This window comes from Leifsonia poae, from assembly GCF_020009625.1.
Classification (GTDB): Bacteria; Actinomycetota; Actinomycetes; order Actinomycetales; family Microbacteriaceae; genus Leifsonia; species Leifsonia poae_A.
This window is the reverse complement of sequence record NZ_JAIHLP010000002.1, coordinates 1930864-1943905: the sequence shown is the minus strand read 5'-3', so window position 1 is coordinate 1943905 and position 13042 is coordinate 1930864. Positions and strand designations below refer to the sequence as shown.

The window sequence follows — 13042 nt, the reverse complement described above, 5'->3', positions numbered from 1 at the left end:
TTGGCTCTAAGAGCGGAAGTCTATGCCAGAGAGAGCACGTTTCGCGGGTTGCGCCGTCGTCGTCGTGAACTACGCGTCCACCGAGCTGCTCGCCGTCAACCTCGCGCCGTTGGCTCGGGATGCGGAAGGACTCACGGTGGTCGTCGTCGACAACGCGAGCAGCGCATCCGAGCGTTCTGCGGTGTCAGCGCTCGCCGGAGCGGAGGGCTGGGCCACCGTTCTCCCCGCCACGAATCTCGGGTTCGGGCTCGGAATGAACGCCGGCGTCGAGAAGGCCTGCGAGCTCGGGGCGGACCGGTTTCTGCTGCTCAACCCGGATGCGTCGATCGGCGCAGCCGACGCCGGTCGCTTGTTCGAGCGCGTGGCCGCCGAACCATTGACGCTCGTCTCACCGCGGGTGCTGCGCCCCGACGGATCGGTCTGGTTCGCGGGAGCCGACCTGGCGCTCGCCGACGGCCGGATGAGCTCGGCCGCCAAACGGCCGCAGCCGCCCGAGCGCCGGGCGCATCCCTGGCTCAGCGGGGCGTGTCTGTGCGTGAGCGCCGAGCTGTGGGATCGTGTCGGCGGCTTCGCCGACGGCTACTTCCTGTATTGGGAGGATGTGGAGCTGTCGTATCGGGTGGTGGCGGTGGGTGGCGCGCTCGACGTCGCCGCGGATGCAGTGGCCGTGCACGCGGAGGGCGGCACCCAACGGTCGGGACAGGCGCATGAGTCGCCGGCCAAGTCGAACGGCTACTACTACTTCAACATCCGCAACCGACTGTTGTTCGCGGCCCGCAACCTGGGCACAGACGATCTTCTCGTCTGGCGGCGCACGGCGTGGCCGGTGGCGTGGGAGATCCTGTTGCAGGGCGGTCGACGACAGTTCCTTCGTTCGTTGCGCCCGTTCGGTGCGGCGGCGCGCGCGCTGCGAGACGGCAGGCGGATCGTTCGTGATGAGATGCGGGCGAGGGCGCTCGGCGGGCGGCCGGTGCCGGAGGACCGGTGCGCGGACCGCGCTTGATCCGGCATTTCTGGGGCGGCCCCCGGATGAGGGGGCGACAAGTGAGGAAATCTCGCATTAAGCTGGGGTGAAGCAACAGCGACCCGACCCTGGTGCGATCAGCATGCGTCCTTCCCGCACGTCTCAGCGAGAAGGTGACCACACTCCGTCGATCCGTCGTTCCGTTCGTCGACCGAGAGCGAGAAAGTCATGGCCAGTGGGGGAAAGCGCCTCAGCATCGCTCTCGTCGGCACGCGCGGCGTGCCGGCACGGTACGGCGGGTTCGAGACCTGCGTCGAAGAGGTCGGTCGCCGGCTGGCCGACCGCGGGCACGAAGTGGTGGTCTACTGCCGCTCCACCGACGACGCCGCCGACCGTCCCGACACCTACGCCGGCATGCGCCTCGTACACCGAGGCGCGCTTCGCAAGCGGTCCCTCGAGACGCTGAGCCACACCGGCCTCTCGGTCGCGCACCTGCTGCGCCACCGAACGGATGCCGCCATCGTCTTCAACGCCGCGAACTCGCCGTACCTGCCGCTGCTCCGCGCCGCGCGCATCCCCGTCGCCACCCACGTGGACGGACTGGAGTGGCGTCGGGCGAAATGGGGCCGCGGCGGCCGCCGCTACTACCGGTTCGCCGAATCGTGGGCCGTGCGCTGGTCTGACGCGCTCATCGCCGACGCGCAGGGCATCGCCGACTATTACCGCGACGAGTTCGACGCCGGCACCGAACTCATCGCCTATGGCGCTCCGACCGTCGACGGCGCGACCGACCTGCTCGCCGACCGCGACCTGGAGCCCGGCGGATACCACCTCGTCGTCGCCCGCTTCGAGGCGGAGAACCACGTGGACGTGATCGTGGACGGGTACCGGCGCAGCCACGCGACCAAGCCGCTGATCGTCGTCGGATCGGCGCCGTACGCCGACGACTACACCCGCCGGGTGCACTCCCTCGGCGACGACCGGGTGACCTTCCTCGGCGGCGTGTGGGATCAGCGGCTGCTCGACCAGCTCTACGCCGGTGCGTACACCTACCTGCACGGGCACTCCGTCGGCGGAACCAACCCCTCGCTGCTGCGCGCGCTCGGCGCGGGCGCACCGACGATCGCCTACGACGTCTCCTTCAACCGCGAGGTCGTCGGCGCCTCCGGCAGTTACTTCGCCGATGCGCAGGGCGTCGCCGCCGCCCTGGAGGCCGCCGAAGCCGGCCCGGAGATCATCGCGGCCCGTCGCGCGCTCGCCCACGAACGCGCCGCGGCGTACGACTGGGACGACGTCGCCGACGCCTACGAGCGGATGTGCCTCGGCCTCGCCGCCCGCGAGCTCCGCCGGCCGCGACGCCCGTTCTTCGCGCAGCGCAGCGGGCGGGCCGCCCGGACGGCGGCCGAGAATGCATCCGGTGCCGCCACTGCCTCCGTATCCTCAAACACGGCCCCCGAGGAGCTGACGACACCGTGACCGACGACAGCATCGCCTCCACGCCCACCGCCGAAAGCTACCTCGGCGTCGTGCGCCGCCTCGCCGCGGCCCAGAAACCCGCCGCCCGCTCGGCGCCCGCATACTCCCGGTTCGTGAACCGCCGCATCGGCCGTTACCTCGCCGCCTGGGCCTACCGGGTCGGGCTCTCGCCGAATGCGGTCACCGGGATCAGTGCGATCTTCACCTTCGTGGCCGTCGCCCTGCTGATCGTCGCCCCACCCTCGTGGGGTCTCGGCGTCGGAGTCGCCGTGCTGCTGCTCGTCGGCTATGCGTTCGACTCGGCCGACGGGCAGGTCTCCCGCCTGCAGGGCACGAGCAGCCCGTCCGGCGAATGGCTCGACCACATGGTCGACGCCACGAAAGTCTCGGCGATGCCGCTCGCTCTCGCCATCGGCTTCTACCGCTTCGACGTCGTGCCGCGGGGCTGGCTGCTCGTGCCGATCGCGTTCGCCGTCGTCTCGGCCGTGCTGTTCTTCGGCATGATCCTCACCGAACAGCTGCGCCGGCGCACTGCCGGCGCCGTGCCCCTCGCCGCGGAGCAGCCGGGACGCCCCTCCTGGGTGCGTGCCCTCGCGGTTCTCCCGATGGACTACGGGGTGCTCTGCCTCTCGTTCGTCCTGCTCGGCGCCGTGCCGGTCTTCGTGGTCGTCTACACGCTGATCGCCGCCGCCACCACTGCATTCCTCCTCCTCGCGGCCGTGAAATGGTTCCGCGAGCTTCAGGCCTGGACGCCGAATCCGTCCCCGGCCACACCTCAGAAAGGGGACCTCCGATGACGAAGGTCGACAGCAGGCCCCGACGCCTGACCACCAAACGGATCGTCCTCATCGTGGTCGGCGCCGTCGTCGTGGTGCTCGTCGCGGCCGCGTTCGTCGTCGCGGGCATCCGCGGTGCCGCGAACACCGCCAAAGACCCGGCGGCGTTCACCCTGCCCACGTACGGCACCAACTCGCCGCCGCCACCGTCCGCCAAGACGACCCCGGCACCGTCGAAAGACGGGAAGGTCACGCCGCCGAAGGTCGACGCCCGGTACGGCGCCGCAGTCGCTCAAACGGTCGACCGCAATGTGGATGCGAAACTCAGCGGCGGGCTGACCGCCACGATCGTCTCGGTCGCCTCCGTCGACGGAAAAGCCATCCGCGCCGGTGAGACGGCCGGCCCGGCCATCGAGGTGACGATCAGCCTCACGAACACGACCGGCAAAGACGTCTCGCTCGCCCAGGTCTCGGTGAACGCGTTCTCCGGCTCCAAGTCGACCCCGGCTCCCACGCTCACCGACGGCGCCAAGCCGCTGCTCGGTCCGCTCGCTGCCGGGGCGACCGCCACCGGGGTCTACCTCTTCACCATGCCGGTCAGCCAGCAGGACTCCGCCGTCATCACGATGACCGACGCCGCCGGTTCGCCCATCACGGTCTTCAAGTAGCAGCCGGACGCACCCTCCATGATCTCCGCCACCGTCCTCACCGCCGTCACAGGCCCGACCGTCGACCGTTCCCTGGTCGCCGCGGCCGGTATCGCGGCGGCGGTGGCGGCGTTCCTCGTGCTGCGGCGATCGCCGAAGCTCGCGGTGGCCGTGTGGATCGTGGTGCTCTGCTTCGTGCCGGTCTGGATCGGGATCGGCATCGGGTTCAACGGCAACTACTACCTGCCGGCGGTGAGCGCGGCCGCGCTGCTGGTGATCGTGGCGCTGCTGCCCGTGCGCTCCTTCCATTTCAGCCTGCTCGACGCGCTCGTCATCCTGCTCGTCGTGTTCGCGCTCGCCTCGCTGCTCACCGAGAACCCCGGCATCGCGCTCGGCTTCGCCTTCTCGCTGTTCACCTACTTCATCGTGGGCTATCTGCTCGGCCGGCTCGCCCCCCTCCGGGTGTCGGCCGACTGGATCTACGGGGCGGTGGCGGTGGCGTTCACGGTGGTGAGCATCCTCGCCATCATCGAGTTCTTCGCGGGCTGGAACCCGTTCGTGCTCATCCGTGTGAACAACTCGATGTACACGATCTGGGGAAGCCTGCAAGCGCGCGGCGGAGTTCTTCGCGCGGAGGGCGCCTTCGGGCACTCCATCGCGCTCGGGTCGAGCCTGGCCATCGCCATCCCGCTCACCCTCGCCTCGCGGTTCCCGCTGCTGGTGCGCGGCGGGATGGTGCTGCTCATGCTTCTGGCGACGGTGTTCACCTTCAGCCGCATCGGCATGATCGGCGCACTCCTCGGCCTCGTGCTCTCGATCGTGTTCATGAGGGATGCGATCTCGCGCCGCAGCCGCATCCTCCTCACCTCGACCCTGGTCGTGGTCTCGGCGGTGCTGTTCCCGCTCGTGACGACCGTGTTCGACGACGCCGGAGCGGAGGCGAGCGGGAGCGCCGCCTACCGCGGCGATCTGCTCTCCCTGCTCGGCAGCATGAATCTGGTCGGTGTGGCCGGATCGGCCACGAAAGACTCGACCGGGCAGGTCTACTTCGGCAACTTCCGCTCGATCGACAGCCAGCTCATCCTCACCGGCCTGTCCAGCGGTCTCCTCGCCCTGGCATTGATCGTCGTGGCCCTGGTCGTCGGCATCGTGCTCGTCGTTCTGCGTCGCGCGACGGCGCCGACCATCGCGGTGGTGGCACAGATCCCCGCTTTCGCCACGGTGGCGCTCATCACCCAGTACTCGGTCTTCGTCTGGTTCGTCATCGGTCTCGCGGCCTCCACGCAACTCGCTCTGCGCGGCCGCGGGCGCGCAGAAGCGGACGACGGGCTCACGCTCGTCCGTCGCCGCGAACCGGAACCACCGGGAGAACTCGCGGGCACCGCGCGCGGGAGGCGAGCCTAGAATGCCTCCAGCACGCTCGCGGCACGTCCAACCACCTCGCCCCACCTCCGACCACGTGAGAGGCACAGCAATGAGTCAGCATCAGTACCTCGCCGCATTCCGGCGCTATTGGTACGTCGTCGTCGTCGCGACGATCGTGGGAACTCTCGGGGGGTGGGGCCTCTCCCAGGTGGCGACGCCGGTGTACACGGCCACTTCGAGTCTCTACTTCTCGCTCAACTTCGGAGGCTCGGCCAACGACCTCAACCAGGGGTCGACGTACACCCAGAACCAGATGCTGTCGTTCGCTCAGCTCGCAGTGTCCCCGCTCGTGCTGAACCCGGTGATCGACGAGCTCGGCCTCGACACAACGCCGAAAGCCCTCTCGGATGCGATCGGGGTGAGCACACCGCAGAACACCGTCATCCTGGAGCTGTCTGTGTCGAACACCGACCCCGCACAGGCGGCGAAGATCGCGAACGCCGTCTCGGCGAGCCTCGGCGAGAAGGTGGAGCAGATCGCCCCGAAGAGTGTCGGCGGTGGCACCACGGTCGCCGTGCGCGTCATCCAGCCGGCGTCGGCGCCGACCGACCCGTCGTCGCCGAACACACGACTCAACCTGGTGGCCGGTCTCGTGCTCGGGCTCCTGCTCGGCTCGCTCATCGTCGTGCTGCGCGAGCTGCTCGACACCCGGGTGCACTCGGCGGCCATCGCGACCGCCGTCACCGGTGTGCCCCTGCTCGGAACCGCCGACCGGGAGAAGCGTCGGGCGGTCGGGCCCGTCGTGTTGCGTGATCCGCTCTCGAACGCGGCAGAGAACTACCGCCAGTTGCGCTCGAACCTCGAATTCGTGGCGGTCGACTCCGACACGCTCGGATTCGTCGTGACCTCGTCCGTCCCCGGTGAAGGCAAGTCGCTCATCGCCCTCAACCTGGCCCTGGCGCTGGCCGAGGGAGGCCGCAAGGTGCTGCTCGTGGACGCCGACCTGCGACGACCCATGGTGGCGGCGTACACGGGCCTGCCCGGCGAGGCCGGCCTCACCTCGGTGCTCGTCGGACGCGCCACGGCCGCCGACGTGGTGCAGACCTGGGGCGACACCGGACTGAAGGTGCTCGCGAGCGGACCCATCCCGCCGAACCCGAGCGAACTGCTCTCCTCCCGGGCGATGGCCGAGCTGGTCGACTCCCTCGTGCACGAGTACGAGGTCGTCGTGTTCGACACGGCGCCGATGGTCGCCGTCGCCGACGCCGCGATCCTGGCCCGGATGCTCGACGGCGCCCTGCTCGTCGCCGACCGAACCCGGGTGCACCGGCCCCAGCTGGCCCAGACGATGGACTCGCTCGAGAAGTCGGGTGTACGCGTGCTCGGCCTCGTGCTGAACCGCTCGACACCCGCGAAAGACCGGCACGCCTACTATTACCGCCCGCAGGAACCGACGAAGCCGTGGTGGCGCCGGATGTTCTCGCGCCGGTCGATGGTGCCGCCGGTTGCGGTGACGCCGGTTGCGCCCGTCGCGCCGCTCGTGGCTCCCGCTGTTGCGATCACTGCCGATGCCGTGGCGGCTGACGCCCTGACTGCTGACGCCCTGACTGCTGACGCCCTGACTGCTGACGCCCTAACGAAGGCTGCCCAGAAGGCTGCCCCGCTGAAGGCTGCCCCGCAGAAGGCTGCCCCGCAGGAGGACGCCCCGCAGGAGGACGCCCCGCAGGAGGACGCCCCGCAGGAGGACGCCACCGTCGCACTCGACGCGCTCGAACTCGAATTCCCGGAGGAAGAACCGCAGGCGGACCCCGCCGATGTGGACGATTCACCCCTCGACGACGAGTTCGAGGACGATCTGGGTGACCCCACGATGGACGACGACGAGTTGCTGGAGCCCGCGAACGCCGGAACGACGGCCAAGCGGGAGCTCCCCGATCGCCCGAAGCAGACCAAGAAGTAATCTCGCCCGCCGGAGTTCTCCACAGCTCCGGCGGTGAGCGGGTGCTCATCGGTCGCAGACCGTCGTTCTGCCCAGCCCTTCTGGGCGGAGAACGACAGTTTGCGACCGTTCGGCCGGGGTGGCTCGCGGGGCGGGGTGGGCCGGTCAGGCGGTGCGGGAGGCGAGGCGGCGCACGATGGCGGCGATGCGGCGGCGGTAGCCGTCGACGCTGTGCCGCTCTTCGGCTGCGAGAGTGTCGTCGTGCATAGCGTCGGCGTGATCCGCCCAGGCCTCGATGGTGTCTTCGAGGGCGTCGGCGAGAGCGTTCACGCTCCCCGGGGCGACGGTGGTGGCGGTGCGGTACCCGGCGGTCGCCTCGAGCAGGCCGCTGGTGGCGCTGGCGACGACGGGGCGACCGGCCAGGATCGCTTCGACCGCGGTGTTGCCGAACGGTTCGTCGACGCGGGAGGGGACGACGACTACATCGCCGGAGCCCACCAGATCCCAGACGGAGGGCTGGAAGCCGTGGAAGGTGACGCTCGAGCCGAGGTCGGCGGCGGCGACCTGCTCGCGGAGTTCGTTCTCGTACCACTCGTAGCCGGGGAAGACGGAGCCGACCAGGTCGAGTTCGGCGTCCACGCCCCGGGAGCGCAGTTCGGCGAGGGCGTCGATCGCGATGTCGACGCCTTTGCGGGGGGAGAGGCGGCCGATGTATGTGAGGTGCATCCCGCCTTCCAAGTCCCGCCGGACCGGGTGGTGCGCCGGGGGGCCGGGTACGGCGTTGTACACGACCTCGGTGCGCCGCCCGAGCCGGCGGAACGAGCTTTCGACGACGCCGACGCTGAAGCGGCTGTTCGCCACAAGCGCCGACGAGAGGAACAGGGGGAGCGCCAGGACGCGGCGCATGAGTTTCGAGGCCGAGGCTTCACCCTCGTGCACATGGGTGAGCACCGGAAGCCGGCGGGTGCGGGCGAGAGCCGCCCACAGCGGGATGGTGATGGTGTTGACGTAGACCAGTGCCGGCCGCTCGCGGCGCAGCAGCGAGGTGCCGTGCACGGTGGCTGCGGCGGTGGTGCGGAGGAAGCGCAGCATCCCGAGCGGGCGCAGCACGTTCTTGCGCAGCACAGGGCTGGGGCAGATCTCGATGCGTGCGCCGCGCGCACGGAGCTCACCGAGCAGCGGACCGTCGGTGGGAACGGTGACGACCACCTCCCAGCCGTCGTCGATCAGGGCGCTGACGCTCTCGAGCATCACCCGGTCGGAGCCGTAGAGCTCCGCGCTGGGGTGGGCGACGAGAACGGTGGCGTTCTGCCGACGGCTGGGGGTGGTCATCCGTTGTCTCCTACTGGGCCGGGCTGACGACGAAGTTGTCGAACTTCGTGGTCAGCGGGGCGGTGGTCGCCGTGCCCGACAGGTACGCGCGCAGCCCGACCGAACCGGCGACCTGGAGAGTCGCGGTGCTGTCGGTGACGCTGGTCTGCCAGGTGGTGGGCTCCGTCGCACCGACGGCCCACACGCGGGCGCGGACGGTGGTGGGCGACGTGCCGTACACCTGCACGCGCACCTGGTACTGCGTGCCCGGGGTGTACGTGAGACCGCTGACGTTCACGGCCTGCATGATCGTCGAACCCTGGAGCAGCTGGAGCTGCACCACACCGGTCGATTGCATCCACACCCGAGCAGAGTACTCGATGGTGCCGTTCGAGCGTCCGATCGCCGAGACGTAGATGCCGCCGCCGGTGGAGGTGGTGGGCGACGAGAACTGCACCGTGGTGTCGGTGTTCGTGCTCAAGATGCCGCTCAGCAGTTCAGTCTTGGTCGAGGCGGCCGCACCGACGATCGTGCCGGTGCCGGAGGCGACGGTGTAGGCGGATGCCGCACCGGCGCCCGTCCATGCGCCGCCCAGGTCGGCCGTGCCCCAGCCGCTGGCGGAGGTGCGCTCGAACGTGTCGGACGCGATCGCCGCGGGCGGCGGGGCCGTCACGGTGACGGACTTGGTGACCGGCGCCGAGGCAAGACCCAGGTTGTCTTTCACCGTCAGCGTGATGGTGAATGTGCCGCCGGCCGCGTAGGTGTGGCTGGCGGTCGACCCGGTGCCGGTCGCTCCGTCGCCGAAGTTCCAGGCGTAGGAGGCGACAGTTCCGTCCGGGTCGCTCGATGCGCTGCCGTCGACCGCGACGGCGAGGCCGTTCGGTGTGGCGGTGAACGAGGCCACGGGGGCCTGGTTCGGCGGAGCGACCGTCGTCACCTGGTGCTGCACCGGTGTTCCGGCGAGACCGAGGTTGTCGGTCACCGTCAGGGTGACGGTGAACGCGCCGGCCGTGGCGTACACATGTGTCGGGTTGACGCCGGTGCCGGTCGTGCCGTCACCGAAGTCCCAGGCGTACGAGGCCACGGTTCCATCGGGGTCGGCCGAGCCGGAGCCATCGAAGGCGACGCTCAGGTTCGACACCGTCGAGGTGAACGCGGCGACCGGCGCCTGGTTGGGCGGCGGGGCCGTGACCGTCACGGAGGTCGTCTTCGTGTTGGTGGCGCCCTGGTTGTCGGTCACCGTGAGGGCGACTGTGTAGGTTCCGCCGGCCGCGTAGGCGTGGGATGCGGTCGCACCCGTCGCCGTCGCTCCGTCACCGAAGTCCCAGGCGTAGGACGCAACAGTTCCGTCCGGGTCGCTGGAGGCGCTGCCGTCCACGTTCAGCGTCAGGCCGGACTGGCTCGACGTGAAGGAGGCGATGGGCGCCTGGTTCGGCAGGGTGCCGGTGGTGGCGAGGGCGTAGTGGTTGGTCACGTCCTGCGCGCTCAGCTCGCTGGAGTAGACCGCAGCCTCGTCGAGCGTTCCCGAGAAGTACGGTGCGCCGCCCCAGGTGCTGTCACCGCCGATCCGCCAGTAGCCGCTGTAGTTCTGCGCGGCCGTCTGGGGATTGGTGCCGACCAGGGTGCCGTCCACGTACAGCTTCATGCCGTCCGAGGCTTGCGTGGCCACCGCGTAGTGCCACTGGTTGTCGTTCAGCGGTGTCGGCGAGGTGATGGTGTTGGTCTGCCCGGTGTACGTCCCGAACACGATGCGACCGTCGGTCTGCATGTAGATGTGGCGGTCGTAGTTGCTCGACAGCCCGGTCTGGGCGTCACCGAACCCGATGAGCTTTCCGCCGTTCGTCGTGTTCGTCTTGAACCAGATCTCCTCGGAGTATGTGGTCGGGTTGGTGACCTGCTGGTTGGAACTGACGATGCCGCCGCTGGAGCCGCTGGAGTTCGTGTTGAACTTCACCGCCTTGTCGGCGTTGCCCGGGAGCACGCCCGACTGATTCTTCGTGGTCGCCGTGCCTGAGTACGTGCCGTTGTTGCCGTACGCGTCCGCGCTGACCGCCGTCGAACCGCTCGTGTCGCCGAGGCGCCAGAAGATGTCCGGGTTGGAGTTGTAGACCGCAGCGCCGTAGGCGTCGGCCGGAGCCGGCTGCAACGGTGAGGTGCGGCCGGAGGCGACGTACTGGTTCACGATCGTGGTCGGCGAGAGCACCGTCGGGTAGATCGAGACCTGCCCGATGCTGCCGGCGAAGAAGTTGCTGGTCGGCTGGTTGGACCATCCGCTCAGGCTGTCACCGCCGATCCGCCAGTAGCCGGAGTACGCCTGCCCGTTCGTGACATCGGTGCGCGAACCGACGAGCTTGCCGTCGATGTAGAGCCGCATCCCGTTCGGGCCGAGGGAGGCCACGATCTGGTGCCATTGGCCGTCGTTGTACGAAGCCGAGCTGTTCAGGGTCTGCGAGGATCCCGGGTACACGCCGAACCAGATCTTGCCGTTGTTGTCCATGTAGACATGACGGTCGTAGCTGGAGGAGGTGCCGGTGTTCGCGTTGCCGTAGCCGATGATCTTGCCGCCGTTGGTGGTCGTGGTGTTGATCCACGCCTCCGCGGTGAACGTGTCGGGTGCGGTGGCCGTCGCCGGGGTCACGGCCCAGCCGGTGGAGTCTCCGCTGAACGTGGATGCGGTGGTTCCGGTGATCGGTCCGGCGACGCCGCGGGTCACACCGGCCTGCATCTGCAGGTCGTTGAATCCGACGTGGTCGAGGCCGACGCTTCCGCTCGACTCGTCAAGCGGCCAGTACGACGACGCGCCTGCCGCGGTGACCGAGCTGGCGTAGGCTCCGCCGGAGCTGGTGGCGGCGATCGTCACGGTGTTGCCGAGTCGTGAGATCTGGTTGCCGTCGGGGTCTGTCACGTACACCCGGTAGGAGTGCGTGCTGCCGGGCGTCAACCCGGTGTCGATGAAGCCCATCGCCGGGCGGGTCCAGAAGTTGGAGATCTGGTTGGTCTGGTACACCGGGTGGGCGGTGTCACCGTCGCGCACGACCTTGTAGTTCAGGTTCACGTTGTCCTGGTCGTAGGTCGCGGTCCACGAGACGCGGGCCTGACCGGCGGTGAAGGATGCCGCGTTCGGCACGAGCGGGACGTTGACGTTCGGCCCGGTGGTGCTCTTCACGACGCTGTCCATCGCGTAGCGCGTGAGACCGTACTGGGCGATGCCGTTGACGTAGGGGAACTCGCCGCCGACCGCCAGGTAGTTGCCGTTGCCCGATACGCTCCACGCCGCCTGGCCCTGACCGGTGTAGGAACCGGTCACGTACTGGGGGAACCAGTTGAGCAGGGTCGGGGAGGGCTGACCGCTGAAGTTCGCGTAGGCGCCGTCCCCGTTGTTCGTGAGGGTGCCGGTGGTCGCCTGCGAGAACGCGAGCGTGTGGTGGTAGGTCCACGGGTTGGTCTGCGGGAACCCGCCGACGTTGCCGCAGTAGTGCGGGTGACCGGCGATGTACAGCGCGCTGTTCATCGGGAAGATCGAGTAGGTGTCACCGTGGCAGTCCTCGATCCAGTTGATCGCGCCGGTGTTCGGGTTGGCCGAGAAGCTGCCTTCCAGGTTGCCGCCGGAGCCGAACACGTAGCCGGAGCCGTAGACGGTGTCGTTGGTGGCCGCGAGCGACGTGATGCCGGCCTGCGTGCCCGCGTCCCGGACCGTCTGGTTCGCGGCGAACGGCTGCACGGCTCCGGTGTCGCCGGTGAGCATGGCCAGGCCGTACTGCGGTGTGCCGTTCATATTCTGGAACCGGCCGCCCGCGTAGACCTTGCTGCCGTCGGGGCTCACCGCGAGCGCGTCGACGACGTAGTCGGCGCTGCCCTGCCAGGCGGTATTGAGGGAGCCGTCGGAGGCGTTGATCTTGGCGATGTATCCGGTGTGGGTGCCGTTCACGCTGGAGAACGTTCCGCCGGCGTAGACGGCGGTGTTCGTGGCGGCGAGGGCGCGCACTTCGCTCTCCATGATCGGCCGGAAGCTGCTGATGATCTGGCCGGTGGCGGTGCTGATCGCGACGATGCGGTAGTAGTTGCCGCTGCCGGCGGTGGTGAAGTCACCGCCCACGTAGACTCGCGAGCCATCGGGCGACGCCGTGATGGCGAGGGCCTGTGCGTTCAACGGGATGTTGAAGCTCGAGATGAGGTTGCCTGTGGTGATGTCGTAGGCGAGGAGGTTCGCGCGCGGCGTGGTGTTCACGCCGGCCGCAGCACCCGCGGGGCGGGCTGTGGCGAAGCTTCCTGCGACGTACACCGTGTTGCCCACGACGACCTGCGCCCAGGCGACACCGTCGATCTGGGTGGTGGGGAGCGGCGTCGCTCCGACCGTCGGTGGCGAGGCCGGGCTCGACGGATCCGGTGGTGCCGTGTCGGCCATCGCCGGCGATGCCAGCGCCAGCCCGCCGAAGACCAGTCCGATCGTCGTGACGACGGAGGCCAGGATGCCCAGCGAGCGAGCGCGGGGGCGAGATTCAGTGCTCATGACAACCTCGGTGTCTGTGATGTGCGAATGGGGGTTTGCGGTGGTCGGGTCCTG

At 69.2% G+C, this 13042-nt stretch carries 8 protein-coding genes; 6 read left to right on the top strand and 2 right to left on the bottom strand.

The genetic code is table 11. The features are described from left to right. Positions 1-22 precede the first annotated feature (22 nt). The 6 genes from K5L49_RS09935 to K5L49_RS09910 all read left to right on the top strand — a co-directional run bounded on the left by K5L49_RS09935 (position 23) and on the right by K5L49_RS09910 (position 7188). Complete coding sequence (locus tag K5L49_RS09935) at positions 23-1003, top strand: glycosyltransferase (RefSeq protein ID WP_223692398.1); 981 nt, start codon at positions 23-25, stop codon at positions 1001-1003. A 189-nt stretch (positions 1004-1192) separates the two neighbouring features. After that, positions 1193-2440, top strand: a complete 1248-nt coding sequence (locus tag K5L49_RS09930; protein WP_223692396.1) for a DUF1972 domain-containing protein — start codon at positions 1193-1195, stop codon at positions 2438-2440. Further along, complete coding sequence (locus K5L49_RS09925) at positions 2437-3237, top strand: CDP-alcohol phosphatidyltransferase family protein (RefSeq protein WP_223692394.1); 801 nt, start codon at positions 2437-2439, stop codon at positions 3235-3237. Before K5L49_RS09930 ends, K5L49_RS09925 begins: the two co-directional genes overlap by 4 nt. Beyond that, positions 3234-3884 (top strand): hypothetical protein, encoded by a 651-nt coding sequence (locus K5L49_RS09920; protein WP_223692392.1) that lies wholly within the window; start codon positions 3234-3236, stop codon positions 3882-3884. Before K5L49_RS09925 ends, K5L49_RS09920 begins: the two co-directional genes overlap by 4 nt. A gap of 18 nt (positions 3885-3902) precedes the next feature. Beyond that, the gene (locus K5L49_RS09915; RefSeq protein ID WP_223692391.1) at positions 3903-5267 is read left to right on the top strand and encodes a hypothetical protein; all 1365 of its coding nucleotides are present in this window, start codon (positions 3903-3905) and stop codon (positions 5265-5267) included. A gap of 70 nt (positions 5268-5337) precedes the next feature. Continuing rightward, positions 5338-7188 carry a polysaccharide biosynthesis tyrosine autokinase gene (locus K5L49_RS09910; RefSeq protein WP_223692389.1) on the top strand — a complete coding sequence of 617 codons (1851 nt, stop codon included), beginning with the start codon at positions 5338-5340 and terminating at the stop codon, positions 7186-7188. Between the two features lie 144 nt (positions 7189-7332). Here the strand turns inward: K5L49_RS09910 and K5L49_RS09905 are convergent, their stop codons facing one another. Both K5L49_RS09905 and K5L49_RS09900 read right to left on the bottom strand, forming a co-directional pair. Beyond that, positions 7333-8499: a glycosyltransferase gene (locus K5L49_RS09905; protein ID WP_223692387.1), complete on the bottom strand. Its 1167-nt coding sequence runs from the start codon at positions 8497-8499 to the stop codon at positions 7333-7335. A gap of 10 nt (positions 8500-8509) precedes the next feature. Next, positions 8510-12988: a LamG domain-containing protein gene (locus K5L49_RS09900; protein WP_223692385.1), complete on the bottom strand. Its 4479-nt coding sequence runs from the start codon at positions 12986-12988 to the stop codon at positions 8510-8512. Positions 12989-13042 lie beyond the last annotated feature (54 nt).